This is a genomic window from Pseudomonas sp. TE12508, assembly GCF_056279485.1.
The window spans coordinates 104,314-125,759 of the sequence record NZ_JBWCCN010000020.1 but is presented as its reverse complement, the minus strand read 5'-3'; the positions used below and the strand labels follow the sequence as shown (position 1 = coordinate 125,759).

The following is a 21,446-nucleotide window of genomic DNA, read 5'->3' as shown; positions in this document are numbered from 1 at the left end:
TAAGACCACGTTGGGCGAAGCGTCTACTGTCAGTCTGACCGTTCGAACAGCAGAACACGATTAGTCGATGAACGGTCGTCTGCTCCCCCCCTGAACTCAGAAACTGTCTCCTTCAGGGTTTGCCCACCGGCACCAGGGCAATCTTGTAAGGGTCGAAAATCTTCAGCATCTGGCCATTGTTTCGCAGGCCTTGCAGCAACTTGCCAAATGCTTCACCGGTAATCGGCGCCTGCGGGCGAATCAGCGCGTAATGGTGATAGACCTGATCGATGCGCTGCGACACCAGCAATTGCTCGCCGACTTTCTCGTTACGCAGCAGGTAATCGCTCAGGTAGGAACGTGTCACCAAGGCAATGTCCGCTCGTCCACGCAGCACCATCAGCAGGTTGCTGTCGTGGGAATAAGTCAGCGTGGCCTTATAGGTTTCGGCCAGATACTTGGGATCGGCATTGAAACTGGCAAACTCGTAGTGATAGCCGCTGTACAGCGCCAGACGCTTGCCCGTCAGGTCCTTGAAGTAATTCTCATCGCGACCGGGTTGCTTCTGCGCGACAAAGATTTCTGCATCTTCCAGGCCCATGTCGACAAGGGTATGCGCAATGTCCTTCCAGCCCCAGTCCGGGTTCTCGAAAATCGCCATATCGACCCGGCCTTCCTTGAAGTCATTGAAACGCCGGGGAATGGAGGTGGGCACCAGCACAAACTGATAGTCGGTTTGCAACTGATTCAGCGCTTCCACCAGTTGCGGCAACAGACCGGTGTCGGCACCGGACTCCGGGCGCACGGTATAGGGTGGAAAATGCGCGGCACCGACCCGCACCTGTTGCGCAGCCTGAGACGGCAACACGCAGCACACTGCAAGCGCCGCCAGCAAAAGCCGAGACGCTGTCCGAATTGGCGAAGACATCAAAACAGCCTACTCCCCGAAAAAAAAAATCCATCAATGCATTCAAGCTAGGCGGTTTCGCCAACTTAGCCAGTTTCTTGTCGAGATAGACGGCTCACTGCCGTTCTTCAAGCACCAGAATCAACGCCTCATCGGCCAATTGATCGAGGCTCATGCTGCCATCGGCACGAAACCAGGTGGTGGTCCAGGACAACGCGCCCGTCAGGAAACGGCGGGTGATGAACACGTCGCCACGGATAAAACCGGCGTCCTTGGCTTCGCCCAGCACCTGCAACCAGATGTTTTCATAAATATCACGCAGCGCCAGAACCTGCGCCTGGCCTTCTGCTGACAGCGAACGCCACTCATACACCAGCACCGCCATGGCCTCGCCGCTGCCGCCCATGATCGACTGCAATTCACAACGAATCAGCGCCAGCACCCGCTCGCGCACACTGCCGGCCTCGGCCAGGGCTGCGCGCATCAATGCGGTATTGTAGCGAATGGTTTCCTCCATCACTGCCCGCAGGATTTCGTCCTTGCTTTTGAAGTGATGAAAAATACTGCCTGACTGAATACCCACCGCACTGGCCAGATCACGCACGGTGGTACGTTCATAACCTTTGTTGCGAAACAGGTGAGCGGCCACTTGCAGCAGTTTGCCGCGGGCGCTGTCCGGGTCGGTCAATTGGCCGCTGTCGACCAATTCGCGCATCACCCTCAGGGCTTTTTGCTCGTCCACCCGTTCTCTCCTACAGTCGATCAATCAATTGCGCCGCTGGCCGCTAAAACAGCGGGGTTGCGCGGGCAATTTAAGCTGGCGGGGGCGACCAAGCAAGCGCTTGGGCAGAAGATATTTCAGCCGTTTACAAACCAAGCGCTTGCTTGGTAGTCTCAAAGCACTTCTGTCGGAGGTGGTTATGGAATTGACTGCGCCTAAAACAATCCGCATCGGTTGCGCCAGCGCATTCTGGGGCGACACCTCGACCGCCGCCGAGCAACTGGTGGAAGGCGGACGGCTGGACTACCTGGTGTTCGATTATCTGGCCGAGATCACGATGTCGATCATGGCCGGGGCGAGGATGAAAGATCCGGGGGCCGGCTACGCCAGCGACTTCATCGAAGTCCTCAGTCCCCTCCTCAACCAGCTCGCGGAACAGAAGGTCCGCGTCATCAGCAATGCCGGCGGCGTCAATCCACAAGCTTGCGCCGCTGCCCTGCAAGCGGCTTGCGACAAGGCCGGGGTGACGCTGAAGATTGCCGTGCTATCGGGTGACGATCTGCAACCGCAGTTCAAACACCTGAGCAGCCTTGGCCTGCATGAGATGTTCAGTGGTACGCCCCTGCCGCCGATGTGCGTATCGACCAACGCCTACCTCGGCGCGCCGGGCATCGTCGAAGCCCTGCGCCTGGGCGCCGACATTGTGATTACCGGGCGCGTGGTCGACAGCGCCGTGGTCAGCGCCGCGCTGGTGCATGAGTTCGGCTGGTCGTGGCACGACTACGACAAACTCGCCCAGGCTGCATTGGCCGGGCATCTCATTGAATGTGGCGCCCAGTGCACCGGCGGCAATTTCACCGATTGGCGCGACGTGCCCGACTACGAACACATCGGTTTTCCGATCGTCGAAGTCGGCGCCGACGGCCAGTTTATCGTCAGCAAACCCGATGGTTCCGGCGGCCTGGTTACGCCCCTGACCGTTGGCGAGCAGATGCTTTATGAAATCGGCGACCCGCAGGCCTATTTGCTGCCCGACGTGGTATGCGATTTCAGTCAGGTCAAACTCGTGCAACAAGGCAAAAACGCGGTACAGGTGCATGGCGCAAAAGGCTTGCCGCCGACCGATCACTATAAAGTCAGCGCCACGTATCCGGACGGTTTCCGCTGCACCGCCAGTTGCCTGATCGCCGGGATCGATGCCGTGGCCAAGGCCCGACGGGTCAGCCAGGCGATCATCAACAAGACCTCGGAAATGTTCAGCCAGCGCGGCTGGGCGCCCTACAGCGAAGTGAACATCGAACTGCTGGGCAGCGAAGCGACTTATGGCCCCCACGGCCAGCGCCAGGACAGCCGCGAAGTGGTGATCAAACTCGCAGTGCGCCACCCAAGCAAACAGGCCTTGATTCTGTTTTCCCGGGAAATCGCCCAAGCCGCCACCGGCATGGCGCCAGGGTTGACCGGGATCGTCGGCGGGCGGCCGACGGTGTACCCGCTGATTCGGCTGTTTTCATTCCTGATCGACAAAACGGCCTGCACCCTGCAAATCGACCTCGCCGGTGAGCGCCACCCCTGCGCCCTGCCCGCCCTCGATGTACTCGACCCGGCTGACTTGCCGCTACCGTTCGATCCGCCCCAACCCACCGAGCGCGCCGACGCCAGCGTGGCCCTGATCAAACTCGCCGTGGCGCGCTCAGGCGACAAGGGCAATCACAGCAACATCGGCGTCATGGCCCGCCATCCCGACTACCTGCCATGGATCGCCGAAGCGCTGACACCTGAGGTGATGGTCGACTGGATGAGCCATGTCCTCGACCCGATCCACGGGCGTGTCGAACGCTGGTATTTACCCGGCACTCAGAGCTTTAATTTTCTTCTGGAGAACGCACTCGGCGGCGGTGGCGTGGCCAGCCTGCGGATCGATCCGCAAGGCAAGGCGTTCGCCCAACAACTGCTGGAGATCCAGATTCCGGTGCCTCGGCGCATCGCCGATCAGGTCAACTAGAGGAAACCGTCGCCATGGCTTATGACTCGATTTACAAACCCGACCTGTTCGCTGGCCAAAACATCATCGTTACCGGTGGCGGCAGCGGTATCGGCCGTTGCACCGCCCACGAGCTCGCAGCCCTCGGTGCGCAGGTGCTGCTGGTGGGGCGTAATGCCGAAAAACTGAAAAAGGTCACCGCCGAAATCATCGAAGACGGGGGGAAAGTCAGTTGGCAGGTCTGCGATATCCGCGATGAAGACGCCGTCACGCAATTGGTCAGCGAATTGATCCGCAAACACGGGCCGATTCATGGGCTGGTCAACAATGCCGGCGGGCAGTACCCCTCGCCCCTGGCGTCGATCAATCAGAAAGGGTTCGAAACCATACTGCGCACCAACCTGGTGGGTGGTTTTCTGATGGCCCGCGAGGTGTTCAATCAGTCCATGAGCAAGCACGGCGGCGCCATCGTCAACATGCTCGCCGACATGTGGGGCGGCATGCCCGGCATGGGTCACTCGGGCGCGGCGCGCTCGGGCATGGACAACTTCACCAAGACCGCTGCGTTTGAATGGGGCTATGCCGGCGTGCGGGTCAACGCCGTCGCGCCGGGCTGGGTCGCTTCCAGCGGCATGGACACCTACGAAGGTGCGTTCCGGGCCGTAATCCCGACCCTGTGCGAACACGTACCGCTCAAGCGCATCGGCACCGAATCGGAAATCAGCGCGGCGATTGTTTTCCTGCTCAGCCCGGCAGCCGCTTTTGTCAGCGGCAGCACGTTGCGCATCGACGGCGCCGCCAGCCTCGGCGGGCGGGCCTGGCCAATGCACAAGGCGCAGAACAGTCATTCGTACAACGGCTTTCACCGCGCCTATTTACCCGAAGTACTCAGACCCGACGCGTCCAAACCAGACGTCTCCAAGCCAGACGAGCTCAAGGACAAGGAATAACCATGCCGGTCATCCAGTCCCAGATAGATCCGTTCAGCGAATCGTTCGCCCGTAACCGTGCGGCCATGCTGGCCGGCATCGAGCAGGTCCGCCAGCTCGAACAGAACCTGCTGAGCAAAGCCGCCGAAGCCAAGCCCAGGTTCGACAAGCGCGGGCAACTGCTGCCCCGGGAGCGACTTAACTTGCTGCTTGATCCCGGCGCGCCGTTCCTCGAACTGGCGAGCCTGGCCGGCTACAAGCTGCACGACGACAAGGACGGCAGCTCGGCCGGCGGCGGTTTGATCGCCGGGATCGGTTACGTGTCGGGCGTGCGGGTTTTGGTGGTGGCGAACAACAGCGCGATCAAGGGTGGAACCATTTCCCCCAGCGGTTTGAAAAAGTCCCTGCGCCTGCAACAGATCGCCATGGAAAACAAACTGCCGGTGATCACCCTCGCGGAGAGCGGGGGCGCCAACCTCAATTACGCGGCGGAGATTTTCGTCGAAGGCGCGCGCAGCTTTGCCAATCAGGCGCGGATGTCGGCCATGGGCTTGCCGCAAATCACCGTGGTCCATGGCTCGGCCACCGCGGGCGGTGCTTATCAGCCCGGGTTGTCGGATTACGTGGTGGTGGTGCGCGGCAAAGCCAAGCTGTTTCTTGCCGGGCCGCCGCTGCTCAAGGCCGCCACCGGTGAAGTCGCTACCGATGAAGAACTGGGCGGCGCCCAGATGCACGCGCAAACCGCCGGCACCGCCGAATACCTGGCCGAGAACGATGCTGATGGCCTGCGCCAGGTGCGCGAGATCATGAGCCTGTTGCCGTGGAACGATCAGTTGCCATGGTTACCCGAACGTCGGTGGGAAGAACCGCTCTACCCCATCGACGAACTGCTGGGACTGATCCCGGATGACCCGAAAAAGCCCTACGACGTGCGCGAAATCATCGCCCGGATTGCCGACGCTTCGAACTTCCTCGAATTCAAGGGCGAGTTCGACCAGCAAACAATCTGCGGGCATTTGCAGATTCAGGGTCGAGCCTGCGGCTTCATCGGCAACAACGGCCCGATTACGCCCAAAGGTGCGAGCAAGGCTGCACAGTTCATTCAGCTCTGCGACCAGAGCCAGACGCCCCTGCTGTTTTTCCACAACACCACCGGTTTCATGGTCGGCACCGAGTCGGAACAACAAGGCGTGATCAAGCACGGCGCGAAAATGATTCAAGCGGTGGCCAATGCCCGAGTGCCCAAACTGACGATCGTCGTCGGCGGTTCCTACGGCGCTGGCAACTACGCGATGTGCGGTCGTGGCCTCGACCCGCGCTTCATCTTCGCCTGGCCCAACAGCCGCACCGCGGTGATGGGCGGCGCTCAGGCCGGCAAAGTGTTGCGGATCGTCACCGAAGCCAAGCAGCTCAAAGACGGGTTAGTGCCCGATCCGAAAATGCTCGACATGCTGGAACAAGTCACCGCGCAGAAGCTCGACAGCCAGTCCACAGCGTTGTATGGCAGCGCCAATCTATGGGACGACGGGCTGATCGATCCGCGGGACACCCGCACGTTGCTCGGGTATTTGCTGGACATCTGCCATGAGGCCGAAGTTCGTTCGCTGCAATCCAACAGTTTCGGCGTAGCCCGTTTTTGATGACGCGGTGCGTCTAAGGCTGCATTCCCACGCAGAGCGTGGGAACGATCACAGGAGAACAATAAAAAATGATCTTCACCCAGGAACACGAAGCACTGCGCCGCACCGTCCGCCAATTCGTCGATCACGAGATCAATCCTCATGTCGAGGAATGGGAAAAGGCTGGGCGCTTTCCGATCCATGAGATCTTCCGCAAGGCGGGCGACCTCGGTCTGCTGGGGATTTCCAAACCGGAAAAATTCGGCGGCATGGGGCTCGACTACAGCTATTCGATTGTGGCCGCCGAAGAGTTCGGCACCATTCATTGCGGCGGTATTCCGATGTCCATCGGCGTGCAGACCGACATGTGCACCCCGGCCCTGGCGCGTTTCGGCTCCGATGAACTGCGCGAAGAATTCCTCCGCCCCGCGATCACCGGCGAGCAGGTTGGCTGCATTGGCGTCTCTGAAGTCGGTGCCGGCTCCGACGTAGCAGGTTTGAAAACCACCGCCCGCAAGGACGGCGACGACTATGTGATCAACGGCAGCAAGATGTGGATCACCAACTCGCCGAGCGCCGACTTCATCTGCCTGCTGGCCAACACCTCGGACGACAAACCGCACATCAACAAGTCGCTGATCATGGTGCCAATGAACAGCCCCGGCATCAGCCTCAGCTCGCACCTGGACAAACTCGGCATGCGCAGCTCGGAAACCGCCCAGGTGTTTTTCGACAACGTGCGCGTGCCGCAACGCAACCGCATTGGCCACGAAGGCGCGGGGTTCATGATGCAGATGCTGCAGTTCCAGGAAGAACGATTGTTCGGCGCGGCGAACATGATCAAAGGCCTGGAGTATTGCGTCGACAGCACCATCGAGTATTGCAAGGAGCGCAAGACCTTCGGCAATGCGCTGATCGATAATCAAGTCATCCATTTCCGCCTGGCCGAACTGCAAACCGAAATCGAATGCCTGCGGGCGCTGGTCTATCAGGCCACCGAGCAATACATCAAAGGCCAGGACGTCACCCGTCTGGCGTCCATGGCCAAACTCAAGGCCGGGCGACTGGGCCGGGAAGTCAGCGACAGTTGCCTGCAATATTGGGGCGGCATGGGCTTCATGTGGGACAACCCGGTGGCGCGGGCTTACCGCGACGTGCGGCTGGTGTCGATCGGCGGCGGTGCCGACGAAATCATGCTGGGGATCATCTGCAAACTCATGGGCATCCTGCCGGGGAAAAAGAAATGAACACCCTTCCCGTTTGCCAGACTCTGTTGCTCGAACGGCATAACGGCGTCCTGCACATCACCCTCAATCGCCCCGACAGTCGCAACGCCATGAGCCTGCAAATGGTCGCCGAGCTACGCGCGGTGCTGGCGGCGGTGCGCGATGACCGGCAGGTTCGCGCGTTGGTGATCGGCGGTGCCGGCGGGCATTTTTGTGCCGGTGCCGACATCAAGGACATGGCCAATGCCCGCGCTCAAGGCGCGACCGCCTACCGCGAATTGAACCGTGCGTTCGGCGCCCTGCTGGAAGAAACCCAGCACGCGCCGCAAGTGGTCATCACGGTGCTGCAAGGGGCGGTGCTTGGCGGCGGCTTCGGCCTTGCCTGCGTCAGTGACATAGCCATGGCCGATCATCAGGCGCAATTCGGCCTGCCGGAAACCAGCCTCGGCCTGTTGCCGGCGCAGATCGCACCGTTCGTGGTGCAGCGCATCGGCCTGACCCAGGCCCGCCGACTGGCCCTGACCGCCGCACGGTTCGATGGCACCCAGGCCCGGCGGATGGGATTGGTGCATTTTGTCGAGCATGACCCGCAAGCCTTGGCCGAGCGCCTCGATGAAGTGCTGGCCCATGTGTTGTGTTGTGCTCCGGGGGCGAATGCAGCGACCAAAAAACTCTTGCTGGCGAGTGCGGTGCAACTTTCGGATGGCCTGCTGGATCAGGCGGCCGAGTGGTTCAGCGAAGCAGTGACCGGGGATGAAGGGATCGAGGGGACGATGGCCTTTGTGCAAAAGCGAAAACCGGGTTGGGCAATTTAAAAGCATCGCGAGCAGGCTCCCACAGGGGAATGCACTTCAAATGTGGGAGCGAGCCTGCTCGCGATGGGGCCATCACATTCACCGTAATACAAAGGGAATAACCCATGCCCGCCTTCAGCAAAATCCTGATCGCCAACCGCGGTGAAATCGCCTGCCGCATCCAGCGCACCGCGCAAGCGCTGGGCTACCGCACCGTCGCAGTATTCAGTGACGCCGACGCCGATGCCTTGCATGTGCAGATGGCCGACGAAGCCGTGAACATCGGCCCGGCCCCGGTGCAGCAGTCTTACCTGAACATCCCGGCAATCATCGACGCCGCCCGGCGCACCGGTGCCGATGCGATCCACCCCGGTTACGGCTTCCTCTCGGAAAACGCAGCATTCGCCCGCGCCTGCCAACAGGCCGGCATCATCTTCATCGGCCCGAGCCCCGAGGCCATTGAACTGATGGGCAGCAAACGTCTGTCGAAACTCGCCATGATCAAAGCGGGCGTGCCCTGCATCAAAGGTTATCAGGGCAGCGAACAGGACGACGCGACCCTCGGCCGTGAAGCCGAACGCATCGGCTATCCGCTGATGATCAAGGCCAGTGCCGGCGGCGGTGGTCGTGGCATGCGCCTGGTGCATAGCGCTGAAGAGTTGCTGGAGCAGATTCGCACCGCACGCTCCGAGGCGCGGCATGGGTTTGGCAGCGACGAACTGATCCTCGAGCAAGCCTTGATCGACCCGCGTCACGTCGAGGTTCAGGTGTTCGGCGATCAACACGGCAACCTGATCTACCTCGGTGAGCGCGACTGTTCGATCCAGCGCCGTCACCAGAAAATCATCGAGGAAGCGCCCTGCCCGGTAATGACCGCCGAGTTGCGCAAAGCCATGGGCGAAGCGGCGCTCAAGGCGGGGCGCGCGGTGAATTACGTCGGCGCCGGCACTGTGGAGTTCCTGCTGGATACTCGCGGGCAGTTCTACTTTCTGGAGATGAACACCCGGCTGCAGGTGGAACATCCGGTGACAGAGCTGATCACCGGCCTCGATCTGGTGGCCTGGCAGTTTCACGTCGCCGAAGGACTGCCACTGCCGTTGCAACAGGAGCAGGTGCAGCTCAACGGCCATGCCATGGAAGTGCGCCTGTACGCCGAAGATCCAGCCCAGGGATTTCTGCCGCAAACCGGGCGAATCGCAGCCTGGGAACCCGCGTTGCTGGGCGGTGTGCGGATCGACCATGGCTTGATCGAAGGTCAGTCTGTCAGTCCGTTTTATGACCCGATGCTGGGCAAGCTCATCGCCCACGGCACCACCCGCGAAGAAGCCCGGCGCAAGTTGCTGCGGGCCGTACAAGACAGCGTGTTGCTGGGCGTGCAAAGCAATCAGCGCTTGCTCGCCAGCCTGCTGGAACATCCGCAGTTCATCAGCGGCGAGTTCAGCACCGGGTTCATCCCCACGCACTTCGCCGATCATCCCTGCCTGCATCCCCATTTGCCGAGTGCCGAAGAACTGGCCATCGCTGCGGCGCTGTTTTATCAGGCTTCAGCGCAGGCTCACCGCACCCCGCTGGCCGGTTGGCGCAACAACGCCAGCGTGCCTTTGCACTACCGAATCGGCCTGGAGGATCAGGACTGGCCGGTGGAATTGAACGCTGAACCTGGCAAACCCTACCGTGCTCAGATCGGCGCTCGCGCCCTCGAACTGAAGGTCATCGGATGCGACGGACACTGGGCCACCCTGGAAATCGACGGCATTCGCCAACGCCATGCCTACCGCCTCGAGGCCGGGCAACTGTGGTTGTTCACGCGCCCCGGCAGCCTGCGGCTGATGGATCGGACCCAGGCGCTGGTCAGCGGCCAGGCCAGTGTCAGTTCCGGCACGCTCAAGGCGCCGATGGACGGGGCGATCGTCGATGTACTGGTCAGTGAGGGCAGCCCGGTCAGCAAAGGTCAGCTATTGGTGGTGCTCGAAGCAATGAAAATGGAGCATCCGCTCAAATCGGGTATCGATGGGGTACTCAAACGCTTGCAGGTCAGGGTCGGTGATCAGGTCAAAAATCGTCAGATTTTGTTAGAGGTCGAATAAGCCGCTAGGCGGATCCGCCGGGTTTGGCTACGCTCAAGCCCTATCAGGACGCGGATACCAGGAACCCTGCGATGCCTCACTGGTTGGTCATTGATCTGGAAGCCACCACCGATGAGGGTGGCTGGCCAGTAACGGAAATGGAAATCATCGAAATCGGTGCCACCCTCGTGGACCGCAAGGGCCAGGAACTGGATCACTTCCAGTGCTTCGTGCGCCCGTTGCGCCGGCCCTTGCTGACGCCGTTTTGCCGGGAACTGACCCACATCACCCAGGCCAATATCGATGCCTCACAGCCGCTCACCGACATCTGGCCGTTGTTCGAACGCTGGCTCGGCCAACATCACGCGAGCCTGGAAGGCTGGGCCAGTTGGGGCGATTACGACCGCAAACAACTGCTGCAAGACTGGCAGCGCCTGCAACTCGACAGCGCCCTGAGCCGGGTGCCGCACATGAACCTCAAGCAACGCTTCGCCAAGGCTCGTCGGCTGGAGCGCCCGCTGGGGCTTAATGGAGCCTTGCAGCTGGCGGGCCTGCAGTTCAACGGTCAGCAGCATCGGGCGCTGGAAGACGCGCGCAATACTGCGCGTTTGTTACCGCTGGTTTTCCCCGCTAATCCTTGAGTGCAGGAGGTGACGCCTATCGACACCTTGTGCATACTGGCCGGCCCTTTTTAGCCCTTTTCGAGGAACCGCCCATGTTTAAAGTCAACGAGTACTTCGACGGCACCGTCAAGTCGATCGCCTTTGGCACCGCTGAAGGTCCAGCGACCATCGGTGTCATGGCACCGGGCGAATACGAATTCGGCACCAGCCAGCGTGAAATCATGCACGTGGTGTCCGGCGCCCTGACCGTCAAACTGCCTGACAGCGACACCTGGGAAACCTTCGCCGCCGGCAGCCAGTTCAACGTGCCCGCCAACAGCAAGTTCCAGCTGAAAGTGGCTGTCGACACCGCTTACCTGTGCGAATACCGCGGCTAAACCCCCAGGTTTTCACAGCGACAAAAAAAATGCCCGTGTCCTTGGACGCAGGCATTTTTTATTTTGAAGGGCTTTTATTCGAGGATCGTCACGGGCATGCCGACTTCAAGCCGGCCATTGCCGTCGTTGACCAGGTTCTGACCGAACATCGCGCCGTCGGCCTCGGTGCGGTATTTCTGCAAGGTCGCCAGCGGTTCACGATCTTCGCTGCGTTCGCCGGTCTGTGGGTCGATGGTGGTCAGAATGCAGCGTGAGCAGGACTTGACCACGCGGAACTCGACATCGCCAATGCGGATGCGCTTCCAGCCATCCTCGGCATAGGCCTCGCTGCCCTCGATCACCAGATTGGGCCGGAAACGCAACATCTCCAGCGGCCGCCCGACCTTGCTCGACAAGTCTTCCAGCGACGCCTGACCAATCAGCAATAACGGAAAGCCATCGGCAAAAGCCACCTGATCATCGTCCTTGCCATAGCCGGCCTGGGTGATCCGCGCGCGATCAAGCGGCACTTGCACCAGACGCGTCGGCTTGCCGATAAACTCACTGACCCAGGCACCCGCCGCATCGCCGGCATCGGGAACGCGCAAAGTGTCGCGCCAGATGGTCACCCCACGCAGATCGGCATCGCCGTCAGGCAAGGCAATATCGATCGGTGAATGGCCCGGGGCACTGAGGGTCAAGCCGCCGTCGGCATTCCACAACGCCGACAGCTGACTCATTTTCGCGACCGCGCGTTGGGTCAGAAAGCGCCCACTGGCCTCGTCCACCAGCATCCAGCGTCGATCACCGTCCAGTCCCAGCTTGTCCAGGCGGACCTGATTGAGGGTCTCGCCCTTGCCGGATTTCAATGGAAAACGATAAAGCGCGCTCAGACGCATGGCCAGCTCCCTGGTGGGTAAAAACGCCACCCTATACGAGCTTGATTGCCGAATCAAAGGCCCCGTGGCGAGGGGGCTTGTCCTAATGCCGCTAAATTAAGCTGTAATGCCAGCTGCTACAAAGAATGCGCCGGGGCTTAACTTGTCGGTACTGCGTCGAGCATCAGGCGCTGGCGCACTACGTCGACGAGTTTGTCGGGCTGGAATTTGGAGAGGAAGTTGTCGCAACCGACCTTCTTCACCATCGAGTCGTTGAAGCTGCCCGACAGCGAGGTGTGCAAGACCACATAAAGGCCACGCAAACGGGGGTCATTACGGATTTCGGTGGTCAGGCGATAGCCATCCATCTCCGGCATTTCCGCATCGGTGAAGATCATCAGCAGCTTGTCGGTCATGACTTCGCCCGTATCGGCCCAGGCCTTGAGCATGTTCAGCGCCTTCAAGCCATCGCTGGCAATGTGCATCTTCACGCCCAACTGACCCAACGTGTCGCGCAATTGCGACAAGGCCACGTTAGAGTCATCCACCAGCAACACTTCACGGCCACGGGCACGCTCCAGCACCGGATCGTCGAGTTTGTCGCGCGATACCTTGGCGTTGTACGGAACGATCTCCGCCAGGACTTTCTCGACGTCGATGATTTCCACCAACTGATCATCGACCTTGCTGATGGCGGTCAGGTAATGCTGGCGACCGGCACTGGCCGGCGGCGGCAAAATGGCTTCCCAGTTCATGTTGACGATGCGGTCCACGCCACCGACCAGGAACGCCTGCACCGAGCGGTTGTACTCGGTGACAATAATGGTACTGGTGGGACTTGGCACCAACGGGCGCATGCCGATGGCCTGGGACAGGTCGATCACCGGCAGCGTCTGGCCACGCAGGTTGACCACGCCGCAAACAAAGGGATGGCGTTGCGGCATCAGGGTCAGCTTCGGCAGCTGAAGCACTTCCTGAACCTTGAAGACGTTGATCGCAAACAATTGCCGTCCGGCCAGCCGAAACATGAGAATTTCCAGGCGATTCTCACCCACTAGTTGCGTGCGTTGGTCTACCGTGTCGAGAATGCCGGCCATTAATGACTCCTGGGCTTGTTCTGATGAATTCACTAAAGGGAGTTATCGGCTGTTTTTGCCGGACCTTGACCCCCAGACAAAATGCCAGGCTCAGGCGTTGATGTCACATTAACATCATGCTTTACTGGCTCCGTGATTTTCATCTGCTTCCTTCCCTGCGGCGCGACCTCGGTTTGCACGTTAGGTTCCCCTGCGTAAGGGATTCCCCTAGTAACAATCAGGCCCAACCTGATATTCGCAATATCCAATAGCCATTAATGTGACGCCATTCTCATTGCATGAATGGAGTCAGGCTTTTGTGTGCGATTGCAGGTCAGTGGCCATCCACCCTCTCGAGTTCCCCTGCCGGCGCTCAAACCTGCCGGAGCGCGATATCACGAAGGCTTGGCAGCACGGGGACACATATGGTTCTCGTCGGCACACACGACATTCCCTCATCTGACACGACGTTGTGGAGATAAGCATGCCGAACGACACCAAAGAGTGGGCTCAGCGATTTCCGGAATTTCTCGTTGAGGCTGAAACACTCTTGGCCAAATCCGAGGAATGCCTGAGTCATTTGCAACTGATCAGCAATGACAAGGACGCCATCGATTGCATGCTCAGCACCCTTCTCAAGCTGTCCAGCAAGGCCGATGCCTTGGCACTGGCGGCGGTCTCGGAGTTCTCGCTGCATATCCATGGATTACTGAGCTGCGCGCAGAACCACATGGACCTGCACGATCAAGCCCTGGACGCGCTCAAGGACTGCTTCACATTATTGGCCTGGCAACTCGAACTCATCGATCAGACTACCGGCCAACTCGGTCTCGATGACACTGAACAGACCTCATTGATAGAAGCGTTTGCGTTTCAAGTGGGACAAAGTCAGTTTCAGCCGCCCAGCCATGCCAGACCCTTCAGGTTGGTTTCGTTCTCGGAACGGCAAGCTTAAAAACATCAGCCCTGGCCGTGTTGTGCTTTTCTATTGCCATGACGCCGCCCTATAACTTTATGCGCTCATGCCGCAATTGAATGGGTCATTGCGTCGAAGACAGTACGAGATAGTTATCCCTGTCTCGACTTCAGATAGTGGGCAATAAAAACAAAATGCCTGGCAATCGATATATTCCTACGATAAAACTCGACAGTTTTTCCATTATGGAACCATCGTCCAAAAACCATATTTCCTGACTGTATAGAGTTATATACCGAGCGCGACCAACGGTATCTTAAGTGTTATTATGCCGACCATTAATTGACGTCCATTAATGACAGAGTGACTCCAGACGAGCACATTGAAGTCTGTATTTCGAGCACTGCACCGCAGCCATTGAAGCCGACCTCACACAACGATTTCCACACACAGACCCGTCAGTCCTTACGGCCGGTCTGCCCGCAGCGAACATCCATTGGCTCCATCCGCTATGTACGCCAGCCTCAAGTCAAATACCCTGTGGCCACCCTCCCGAAAAAACGCGCGCCGGTTTACGCTTTTACTGTGCATCTGCTCGGCGCTTGGCAGCCTGCTGGTCTATAGCTTGTCCATGCCTCTGCCGGGGAGTCTACTGGTGCTCAATGGTGCGGCGCTGACCTGTGTCTGGGTGGGGCATTGTCTCTCGCGCAAATCGATAAAGTTTCAACCTCAAGAACTGGCTGACCGTCTGCTGCAAGTGCAAGAAAACGAACGCCACCGGCTCAGTCGGGAGCTGCATGATGACATCGGTCAATTGCTGACCGCCGCGAAACTTCAAAGTGAATGGCTCAAACGTCGAATGCCCGAAGAACTGCAGGGTCAGTGTTCGGTACTGTGCGAAACGCTGGACGAAACACTCACCAAGGTGCGAGATGTGTCGGCCATCCTGAATCCGCGGCAACTGGCCAGTCTCGGGCTGGAAGCCAGCCTGCGTGCACATTTGCTCAGGACCCTGGCCAATACCTCCGTGCACTGGAGCCTGGAATGCCATCAACGCCTGACGGGCATACCGGAGGAAATGGCGGTGGCAGCCTTTCGCATCACCCAAGAAGCGGTTACCAATATACTGCGTCACGCCGAGGCCAGTAATTTGTTGGTTCGCCTGCAACGCCTGCCCCAAGGCCTGACGTTGTTGATCAGCGACGACGGCCTGGGTTTCGCGCCAGCGGCAGATCCCGCTCGCGAGGGGCAACGCGGAATGGCCGGGATGTCGGAACGGATCGATCAGTTAGGTGGCACACTGACCGTGACCAGCGAGCCGGGCAAAGGCACTCAAATCGAAGCACTCTTCCCCTGGGCGCCGCGTGCGCTAGAACGGGCCAGTACGAATAAGGTTATGCGTTGACTTGTAACTTACTTCTGGTGGATGACCACTCGCTTATCAGGGCTGGCGTGCGCGCCCTGGTGCTGGATATTCCCGGCTATGCGGTAATCGGGGAGGCCAATGACGGCTCGCTGTTAGTTGAGATGGTCGAGCAGCTGTCCCCGGACATCATTCTGCTGGATATTTCCATGAAGGAAACCAGTGGTCTTGAAGCCTTGCAGCGACTCAAGCGCGTACGCCCGCAGTGCAAAGTGCTCATCCTGTCGATGCACACCGACCCGGCGCTTATCATGCAGGCCCTGGAATCAGGGGCTCATGGCTACCTGCTCAAGGACACCACGGCCACCGAACTCGAACATGCCCTGGATGCCTTGCGCAATAACGAACGCTACCTGAGCCCGGCCATTGCCCATACCGTCATCAACCAGGCGCTGACCCGAACCCAGAAAAATCAGACGCAAACCCAGGACTCGCACAATCTGACGGCACGTCAGCTGGAAATCCTGCGGCTGATTGTTCGCGGAAAATCAACCCGGGAAATCGCCAATGGCCTGGGCCTGAGCATCAAGACTGTCGAAACCCACCGCTCGCAGATCATGAAACGCTTGCAGATCTACGATGTGGCCGGCCTGGTGCTGTTCGCCGTGCGCGAGCAAATCATCAGTCTGGACGATTAGCTGGATTCGAGACACTCAATAGCGGCGAGCCCTCGGGCAAATGCACCCGCAATGCCGCCGGGCGCGCCGAGAAACGCAGACTATCGCCCTCCAGAGGTTCACCATCAAGGTTGATATAAAGGCCCTCCGAGACTTTGATCTCGACCCACGGCAAGCGAGCTCGCACAAACATGTTGTCGATGCCAAAGCCATCGGCCAGCAAATCTTTCAAGGTACCGACCACTTCCTGTGGCGCGGGCAAAATGCTGATATCCAGCAGACCATCGTCAGCCAGCGCCTGCGGGCACAACACATGACCACCGCCAGCCTGTCGACCATTACCAATGCCCAATGCCAGCAATTCGCCGCGCCAGTGAAAATCCGGCCCCTGCAACTCGCCATAGGCCGCATGCAACTCACTGAAGCGCGATAACCCCGTGAAGAGATAAGCGGCGCCGCCAAGAATTTTTTTCAGATCTTCGGAGGTATTGGCCGTGACCTGACTGCCAAAGCCGCCAGTGGCCATGTTCAGGAAAACCTGACCGCCGACTTCTCCCAGATCAATGGTTCGCGGGACAGCCTCCAGAAGATCCAACGCCTGAGCGGGCTCCAGAGGCACACCGGCAGCGCGAGCAAAATCATTGGCGGTGCCCAAGGGCAAAAGTACCAGGCTGGCCTGCGTCGAATGCGCCGCCATGGCTTCAGCGATGTCACGCAAGGTACCGTCGCCGCCGCCGGCAATCAGTTGCGTATAGCCTGCCGTCAGCGCTTCTTCCACCAACCGCTGCGCATCACCGGCCTCCCAGGTCAGTCGAACAGCCAGTTTCCAGCCCTGCTGGCGCTTGCCTTCGACGGCTGCACGGACCTCCTCATTGAGTGCCTGCTTGCCATGCAGAATCAACAGTGCCTTGCGCTCGCTCATTTTTGCCACTCCCATATCAGCAATTCCATGGGATATGTTGACCTCGCAGCCCCTGATAAAAGTCGACTGGATTTCAATTATTTCCAAGGGAAGGAAACGTGAGTCCTACAGAGCGGTATTTTTTCGTACAAAACATGAGGAATCGGCTCAATTGACCCATCCGAACAATTGGTACACCGTTGGATCTCGGTTATCAGTTATCACCCGTTAATTACACAGGGACGTGAAACAATGAATGAAACCCCCTTAAGGGCCTCAAAAAGCGCAAGCAACAACGGCATCGATCACCTGAATGGTTTTAACGCAAGGAGCCAGTTAGTCCATGCAAAGCCATGACCTCAGACTACCGGTAACTCCAGTCGCGCCGTTCGCAGAAAATCGCGCCAATCATCAGGCTGAACTCAAAAACAGCGCAAAGCACGCCGGAGAAGTGGACATGGAACCTCGCGTCATTGAACTGGAGACACACCTCAAGTACATCCGCAGAGACATGGATGAAGTCCGGGGTGACGTCAAATCCATCAAACACAGGCTTGCCTATTCAGCTGGCGCAACAGCCGTGATCCTGGGTCTTCTGGCCTGGATCGCCAACAGCCGCTTCGATCAGGTCGTGACACTTCTGGCACATTAAGAAATGGTCACGCACGCAAGCCCGATGCGATCAACCGGGCTTGCGGGGCAAAACCAGTGCCTGTATCAGCTCAAGACTTCACTCAGCGGGATGAAGCTCACCCAATCACCCTCAATCAGCGTACGGTCCTCCAGCACTTCAACCAGACCGTCAGCCCAGGCAGCACTGCGCAGTACGCCAGAGCTCTGATTCCTGTAGATGATTGCCCGGCCATTCTCCAGACGTCCGCGCAAGTACTCTCGTCGGTTACCAGCCTTTGGCCAGACAAACCCTGCTGGCACCTGAAACTTCAGGGGCTCAACTTCTTTTACGCCTTGGCGGCGCAAAAGGTAGGGCCTTGCCAACAGAGCAAAAGTCACCAGGGTAGACGCCGGATTGCCGGGTAAACCGATCACAGGCACGCCGCGAAAATGCCCGAACGTCAGCGGCTTGCCTGGTTTGATGGCAAGCTTCCACAGCGTCAATTCGCCCTCTTCCCGCAAGGCAATGCCCAGAAAGTCGGCCTCTCCCACCGATACGCCACCGGTCGAGAGAATCAGGTCGACATCCTTCAACTCACCGAGGCGGGCACGAGTGGTCGCTAAATCATCGGGAAGAATACCGGCGTCGATCACCTCACAACCTAACCGCTGCAACCAGCTGCAAAGCAACACTCGATTACTGTTGTAGATCTGTCCTGGCCCAAGGGCCTGACCAGGCTCAATCAACTCATCACCGGTAGACAAGACCGCAACACGAACCTTGCGAACCACGTCCAGCTCAGCGCATCCCAGCGATGCCGCCAGCCCCTGTTCAATAGGCCCTAGACGCGTTCCGGCGGGCAGGATCAGCTCACCGACGGTGGCTTCCTGACCTTGTGGACGGATGTTCTTTCCTGGGGTCATGGTTTCGGTGAAACGTACTCGCTCATCCGCCTGAACCTCGGCGTTCTCCTGCATCTCGACACAGTCGGCACCGGCGGGCACAGGCGCGCCAGTGAAGATCCGCGCACAAGTACCTGGCTTCAAGGGCTCCGGGGCCTGGCCTGCAAAAATCTTCTGACTGACCACCAACGGCTCTCCCGTCCAGTCGGCCAGGCGCAAGGCATAACCGTCCATGGCACTGTTGGGCCAAGGCGGCAAATCAAGTGTCGAGACCAGGTCAGCAGCCAGTACACGCCCCTGAACCTGCGCCAACGGCAAGCGTTCGTGCTCACGAATCTTCGAGGCGTCGGCCATTTCCAGTAAACGCGCCAGTGCCACCTCGACAGCCATCAGACTGCCTGTCTTGCCTGGCTTACCCGCGGGTTTCACAGGGTGCCGCCTGTTTCAGATGGGCCACGAAATTGCACGGACGGTGACGAGAATCCAGTTGCTCGGCGAGAATACCGTCCCAACCGGTGCGCACCGCGTTGGTCGAGCCCGGCAAGCAGCACACCAGCGTGCCATTGGCCAGACCGGCCAAAGCCCGGGACTGAACCGTCGAGGTGCCGATATCCGCTACCGATATCTGCCGGAACAATTCACCAAAACCATCGACCTGTTTATCCAGCAGGCAACTCACGGCTTCGGGCGTGCTGTCGCGACCGGTGAACCCGGTACCGCCGGTGATCAGCACCACTTGCACGACCTCATCAGCAATCCAGTTGGCGACTTGCGCGCGAATTTTGTAGAGGTCATCTTTAAGCAATACACGGGCCGCCAGGTTATGACCGGCAGCGCTCAAACGGTCGACGAAGACCTGGCCTGAGGTATCGGTTTCCAGGGTACGGGTATCGCTGACAGTCAGCACCGCGATGTTGAGCGGTGCGAAAGGTACATCAGCCTTGGCTTTCATAGGCTCGTCCAGTTGTAGGAGAAACAGCCCGGTGTTATATCACAGCGCCTCATTTTTTCGCCGCCCTCATGGAGAAGTGCGATGACCTCGAATACACCTCTGGCACCTTGCTCCATTCTGCTCCTGGCCGGCGGTCGCGGCCAACGCATGGGCGGTCAGGACAAGGGATTGCTGGATTGGCACGGCGAACCGCTGATCGCGCATCTGCACCGCAAGACGCGCCCGCTGAGTGATGACCTGATCATCTCCTGCAACAGAAACCCGGAAAAATATGCGCCTTATGCGGATCAGTTGGTCCATGACGACGAAGGCGACTTTCCGGGGCCGTTGGCGGGTATTCGCGCTGGCCTGAAGGCCGCCCGTCACGCCTGCTTACTTGTGCTGCCTTGCGATGTGCCACGCATCGATGCCGCGCTGCTCCAGAACATGCGTGAAACTGCCGGGCAGCATCCGGACAAACCGCTGATGCTGCGCCATGGTGAACATTGGGAACCCTTGCTGTGCATGATTCCCGTCGCCCTTTCAGCGGCTTTCGAGACTGCCTGGAACGAAGGCGAGCGCAGCCCGGGTCGCCTTATGCGCAAGCTGGGCGCCACAGCCCTGCAATGCCCGGATAACGACCCCCGCCTGGCCAATCTTAATACGCCTGAACTGTTAAGCACACACCACACTGTGTCAGACTGACACGCGAAGGAACTTGCGCGCGTTGTATACGTCTCAAGCTCAGCAACCAAAAGAATTCCCATTCGGAGACACACCCATGACTCAACGGACCCTCGCCACTTTCATGCTCGCACTGGGCCTTGCCACCCTCGCCGGTTGCGCATCGCCTACAGTGATCACCTTGAATGACGGTCGAGAAATCCAGGCCGTCGACGCGCCTAAGTACGATGAAGAATCGGGCTTTTACGAATTCGAACAACTGGATGGCAAGCACACCCGCGTCAACAAAGATCAGGTCCGTACCGTTAAAGATCTGTAATCTTTACGGCGACAACCAGATACAGAAAAGCCCGCTTTTAAAGCGGGCTTTTTCGTGGCTGAAGAAAAGCAGGGTCGTTAGCCCTGTGATCACCACTGTAAGGTGATGGTGCTTTCGAATTCTCTTTCCTGCCCCGTGACCGGATCGACAAATCGCAGCCCCTGGGCCAACAGCTTCAAGGGGTTGGCATAGTCATCTTCTACGTCCTTGAGCACCTGCGGATAGAACGGATCATTGCAGATGCTGGCCCCCAGGGCTGTCATGTGAACTCGCAACTGATGTTTCTTGCCCGTCACCGGGTACAACGCATAACGCCAGAGTTCACCGTTTTTTTCCCTGACCTCGACAGCCGTCTCGGTATTGCTGATGCCCGGACCTTCTTGCATGCGAAAAAACGGCTCGCCATCGATAAGTCGACTTTTATGAACCAGCGGGAAGGAGTGTTCCGGTAATGCCCGGGCGATTGCTTCATAGCGCTTTTCGATCTGGCGTGCAGGAAACAAGGATTGATACGCCGACCGACTCTGAGGGTTGGCTGAAAACAGCACCAGCCCCGCCGTATGCCGGTCAATGCGATGCAAAGGCACCAGATGCGGGTTATCCAGGCGACGGATCAGCCGCCGCAGCAATGTCTGCTCCACGTATTCGCCCGCCGGAGTCACGGGCAGAAAGTGCGGCTTGTCCGCCACCACCAGATGCTCGTCGGCATAGAGGATCGACTCCACCACCGGGATCGGTTTTTCGTCGGGCACCTCACGGAAATAATGAATCCGCAGACCTTCCTTGTAAGGCAGGTTCAGGGGGATCGGCAGGCCTTGCCCATCAAGGACACGACCGCGAGCAATTCTGTCCAGCCATTGTTCACGACCGATGGCGCTGAAGTGTTCGCACAGGCAATCGAGTACGGTCTGCCACGTCCCCGGCGGCAGATAGAGCGTGCTGGCCTGGTTGTGTGCGGCAGAAAAAGATGAAGTGGACATACGAA

General features: G+C 59.0%; 22 protein-coding genes. 14 read left to right on the top strand and 8 right to left on the bottom strand.

Annotation, left to right across the window (positions count from 1 at the left end; genetic code table 11):
• Positions 1-112: 112 nt before the first annotated feature.
• Together ACZ9IM_RS25390 and ACZ9IM_RS25385 are read right to left on the bottom strand one after the other, a co-directional pair.
• On the bottom strand, positions 113-907 hold the full coding sequence (locus tag ACZ9IM_RS25390; protein ID WP_427624347.1) for a substrate-binding periplasmic protein: 795 nt from the start codon (positions 905-907) through the stop codon (positions 113-115).
• A 94-nt stretch (positions 908-1,001) separates the two neighbouring features.
• Entirely contained in the window at positions 1,002-1,628 is a 627-nt protein-coding gene (locus ACZ9IM_RS25385) for a TetR/AcrR family transcriptional regulator (RefSeq protein ID WP_008075602.1), read from the bottom strand.
• A 178-nt stretch (positions 1,629-1,806) separates the two neighbouring features.
• Between ACZ9IM_RS25385 and ACZ9IM_RS25380 the strand changes: the two genes are divergently transcribed.
• The 8 genes from ACZ9IM_RS25380 (at position 1,807) to ppnP (ending at position 11,222) form a co-directional block, all read left to right on the top strand.
• Positions 1,807-3,609 (top strand): acyclic terpene utilization AtuA family protein, encoded by a 1,803-nt coding sequence (locus ACZ9IM_RS25380; RefSeq protein ID WP_427624345.1) that lies wholly within the window; start codon positions 1,807-1,809, stop codon positions 3,607-3,609.
• 14 nt (positions 3,610-3,623) lie between these two features.
• Positions 3,624-4,538, top strand: coding sequence for an SDR family oxidoreductase (locus ACZ9IM_RS25375; protein WP_427624343.1), 915 nt, complete (start codon positions 3,624-3,626; stop codon positions 4,536-4,538).
• Between the two features lie 2 nt (positions 4,539-4,540).
• Complete coding sequence (gene atuC, locus ACZ9IM_RS25370) at positions 4,541-6,157, top strand: geranyl-CoA carboxylase subunit beta (protein WP_476225275.1); 1,617 nt, start codon at positions 4,541-4,543, stop codon at positions 6,155-6,157.
• 68 nt (positions 6,158-6,225) lie between these two features.
• A complete protein-coding gene (atuD, locus tag ACZ9IM_RS25365) occupies positions 6,226-7,383 on the top strand; it encodes a citronellyl-CoA dehydrogenase (RefSeq protein WP_008075606.1) in 1,158 nt (385 codons plus the stop codon).
• A complete protein-coding gene (locus ACZ9IM_RS25360) occupies positions 7,380-8,177 on the top strand; it encodes an enoyl-CoA hydratase/isomerase family protein (RefSeq protein WP_123723216.1) in 798 nt (265 codons plus the stop codon). Before atuD ends, ACZ9IM_RS25360 begins: the two co-directional genes overlap by 4 nt.
• A gap of 104 nt (positions 8,178-8,281) precedes the next feature.
• Entirely contained in the window at positions 8,282-10,243 is a 1,962-nt protein-coding gene (locus ACZ9IM_RS25355) for an acetyl/propionyl/methylcrotonyl-CoA carboxylase subunit alpha (protein ID WP_476225274.1), read from the top strand.
• A 71-nt stretch (positions 10,244-10,314) separates the two neighbouring features.
• Entirely contained in the window at positions 10,315-10,863 is a 549-nt protein-coding gene (locus tag ACZ9IM_RS25350; RefSeq protein ID WP_008009345.1) for a 3'-5' exonuclease, read from the top strand.
• Positions 10,864-10,937: 74 nt separating this feature from the next.
• Positions 10,938-11,222, top strand: coding sequence for a pyrimidine/purine nucleoside phosphorylase (gene ppnP, locus ACZ9IM_RS25345; protein ID WP_007895072.1), 285 nt, complete (start codon positions 10,938-10,940; stop codon positions 11,220-11,222).
• Positions 11,223-11,296: 74 nt separating this feature from the next.
• Here the strand turns inward: ppnP and ACZ9IM_RS25340 are convergent, their stop codons facing one another.
• Together ACZ9IM_RS25340 and ACZ9IM_RS25335 are read right to left on the bottom strand one after the other, a co-directional pair.
• Positions 11,297-12,100, bottom strand: coding sequence for an MOSC domain-containing protein (locus ACZ9IM_RS25340; protein ID WP_476225273.1), 804 nt, complete (start codon positions 12,098-12,100; stop codon positions 11,297-11,299).
• A gap of 137 nt (positions 12,101-12,237) precedes the next feature.
• A complete protein-coding gene (locus ACZ9IM_RS25335) occupies positions 12,238-13,176 on the bottom strand; it encodes a chemotaxis protein CheV (RefSeq protein WP_008075611.1) in 939 nt (312 codons plus the stop codon).
• 463 nt (positions 13,177-13,639) lie between these two features.
• Here ACZ9IM_RS25335 and ACZ9IM_RS25330 point away from each other — a divergent pair, with 463 nt between their 5' ends.
• The 3 genes from ACZ9IM_RS25330 (at position 13,640) to ACZ9IM_RS25320 (ending at position 16,132) form a co-directional block, all read left to right on the top strand.
• Positions 13,640-14,110 carry a hypothetical protein gene (locus ACZ9IM_RS25330; RefSeq protein WP_123497547.1) on the top strand — a complete coding sequence of 157 codons (471 nt, stop codon included), beginning with the start codon at positions 13,640-13,642 and terminating at the stop codon, positions 14,108-14,110.
• 472 nt (positions 14,111-14,582) lie between these two features.
• Complete coding sequence (locus ACZ9IM_RS25325) at positions 14,583-15,476, top strand: sensor histidine kinase (RefSeq protein ID WP_476225293.1); 894 nt, start codon at positions 14,583-14,585, stop codon at positions 15,474-15,476.
• Positions 15,473-16,132 carry a response regulator gene (locus ACZ9IM_RS25320; RefSeq protein WP_032830712.1) on the top strand — a complete coding sequence of 220 codons (660 nt, stop codon included), beginning with the start codon at positions 15,473-15,475 and terminating at the stop codon, positions 16,130-16,132. Before ACZ9IM_RS25325 ends, ACZ9IM_RS25320 begins: the two co-directional genes overlap by 4 nt.
• On the opposite strand, the gene yegS is transcribed toward ACZ9IM_RS25320, so the two are convergent.
• Positions 16,116-17,033 carry a lipid kinase YegS gene (gene yegS, locus ACZ9IM_RS25315; RefSeq protein WP_476225272.1) on the bottom strand — a complete coding sequence of 306 codons (918 nt, stop codon included), beginning with the start codon at positions 17,031-17,033 and terminating at the stop codon, positions 16,116-16,118. The two genes, ACZ9IM_RS25320 and yegS, sit on opposite strands and share 17 nt — an antisense overlap.
• Before the next feature lie 322 nt (positions 17,034-17,355).
• Here yegS and ACZ9IM_RS25310 point away from each other — a divergent pair, with 322 nt between their 5' ends.
• Positions 17,356-17,664: a hypothetical protein gene (locus ACZ9IM_RS25310; protein ID WP_008075626.1), complete on the top strand. Its 309-nt coding sequence runs from the start codon at positions 17,356-17,358 to the stop codon at positions 17,662-17,664.
• A 65-nt stretch (positions 17,665-17,729) separates the two neighbouring features.
• On the opposite strand, the gene ACZ9IM_RS25305 is transcribed toward ACZ9IM_RS25310, so the two are convergent.
• Together ACZ9IM_RS25305 and moaB are read right to left on the bottom strand one after the other, a co-directional pair.
• Positions 17,730-18,956, bottom strand: a complete 1,227-nt coding sequence (locus tag ACZ9IM_RS25305; RefSeq protein WP_427624325.1) for a molybdopterin molybdotransferase MoeA — start codon at positions 18,954-18,956, stop codon at positions 17,730-17,732.
• The gene (gene moaB / locus ACZ9IM_RS25300) at positions 18,940-19,479 is read right to left on the bottom strand and encodes a molybdenum cofactor biosynthesis protein B (RefSeq protein ID WP_008075630.1); all 540 of its coding nucleotides are present in this window, start codon (positions 19,477-19,479) and stop codon (positions 18,940-18,942) included. Before moaB ends, ACZ9IM_RS25305 begins: the two co-directional genes overlap by 17 nt.
• 81 nt (positions 19,480-19,560) lie before the next feature.
• Here moaB and mobA point away from each other — a divergent pair, with 81 nt between their 5' ends.
• Both mobA and ACZ9IM_RS25290 read left to right on the top strand, forming a co-directional pair.
• The gene (gene mobA / locus ACZ9IM_RS25295; RefSeq protein WP_427624323.1) at positions 19,561-20,163 is read left to right on the top strand and encodes a molybdenum cofactor guanylyltransferase MobA; all 603 of its coding nucleotides are present in this window, start codon (positions 19,561-19,563) and stop codon (positions 20,161-20,163) included.
• Positions 20,164-20,239: 76 nt separating this feature from the next.
• Positions 20,240-20,461: a YgdI/YgdR family lipoprotein gene (locus ACZ9IM_RS25290; RefSeq protein WP_007895056.1), complete on the top strand. Its 222-nt coding sequence runs from the start codon at positions 20,240-20,242 to the stop codon at positions 20,459-20,461.
• A gap of 89 nt (positions 20,462-20,550) precedes the next feature.
• Here ACZ9IM_RS25290 and ACZ9IM_RS25285 read toward each other — a convergent pair whose 3' ends face one another.
• Positions 20,551-21,441, bottom strand: coding sequence for a pseudouridine synthase (locus ACZ9IM_RS25285; RefSeq protein WP_429581343.1), 891 nt, complete (start codon positions 21,439-21,441; stop codon positions 20,551-20,553).
• Positions 21,442-21,446: the final 5 nt, after the last annotated feature.

Bases quoted from the DNA above. Each gene is read 5' to 3' on its own strand.
- ACZ9IM_RS25390 (WP_427624347.1), bottom strand. From the start codon at position 907: ATGTCTTCGCCAATTCGGACAGCGTCTCGGCTTTTGCTGGCGGCGCTT.
- ACZ9IM_RS25380 (WP_427624345.1), top strand. From the start codon at position 1,807: ATGGAATTGACTGCGCCTAAAACAATCCGCATCGGTTGCGCCAGCGCA.
- ACZ9IM_RS25375 (WP_427624343.1), top strand. From the start codon at position 3,624: ATGGCTTATGACTCGATTTACAAACCCGACCTGTTCGCTGGCCAAAAC.
- atuC (WP_476225275.1), top strand. From the start codon at position 4,541: ATGCCGGTCATCCAGTCCCAGATAGATCCGTTCAGCGAATCGTTCGCC.
- atuD (WP_008075606.1), top strand. From the start codon at position 6,226: ATGATCTTCACCCAGGAACACGAAGCACTGCGCCGCACCGTCCGCCAA.
- ACZ9IM_RS25360 (WP_123723216.1), top strand. From the start codon at position 7,380: ATGAACACCCTTCCCGTTTGCCAGACTCTGTTGCTCGAACGGCATAAC.
- ACZ9IM_RS25355 (WP_476225274.1), top strand. From the start codon at position 8,282: ATGCCCGCCTTCAGCAAAATCCTGATCGCCAACCGCGGTGAAATCGCC.
- ACZ9IM_RS25350 (WP_008009345.1), top strand. From the start codon at position 10,315: ATGCCTCACTGGTTGGTCATTGATCTGGAAGCCACCACCGATGAGGGT.
- ppnP (WP_007895072.1), top strand. From the start codon at position 10,938: ATGTTTAAAGTCAACGAGTACTTCGACGGCACCGTCAAGTCGATCGCC.
- ACZ9IM_RS25340 (WP_476225273.1), bottom strand. From the start codon at position 12,100: ATGCGTCTGAGCGCGCTTTATCGTTTTCCATTGAAATCCGGCAAGGGC.
- ACZ9IM_RS25335 (WP_008075611.1), bottom strand. From the start codon at position 13,176: ATGGCCGGCATTCTCGACACGGTAGACCAACGCACGCAACTAGTGGGT.
- ACZ9IM_RS25330 (WP_123497547.1), top strand. From the start codon at position 13,640: ATGCCGAACGACACCAAAGAGTGGGCTCAGCGATTTCCGGAATTTCTC.
- ACZ9IM_RS25325 (WP_476225293.1), top strand. From the start codon at position 14,583: ATGTACGCCAGCCTCAAGTCAAATACCCTGTGGCCACCCTCCCGAAAA.
- yegS (WP_476225272.1), bottom strand. From the start codon at position 17,033: ATGAGCGAGCGCAAGGCACTGTTGATTCTGCATGGCAAGCAGGCACTC.
- ACZ9IM_RS25310 (WP_008075626.1), top strand. From the start codon at position 17,356: ATGCAAAGCCATGACCTCAGACTACCGGTAACTCCAGTCGCGCCGTTC.
- moaB (WP_008075630.1), bottom strand. From the start codon at position 19,479: ATGAAAGCCAAGGCTGATGTACCTTTCGCACCGCTCAACATCGCGGTG.
- mobA (WP_427624323.1), top strand. From the start codon at position 19,561: ATGACCTCGAATACACCTCTGGCACCTTGCTCCATTCTGCTCCTGGCC.
- ACZ9IM_RS25290 (WP_007895056.1), top strand. From the start codon at position 20,240: ATGACTCAACGGACCCTCGCCACTTTCATGCTCGCACTGGGCCTTGCC.
- ACZ9IM_RS25285 (WP_429581343.1), bottom strand. From the start codon at position 21,441: ATGTCCACTTCATCTTTTTCTGCCGCACACAACCAGGCCAGCACGCTC.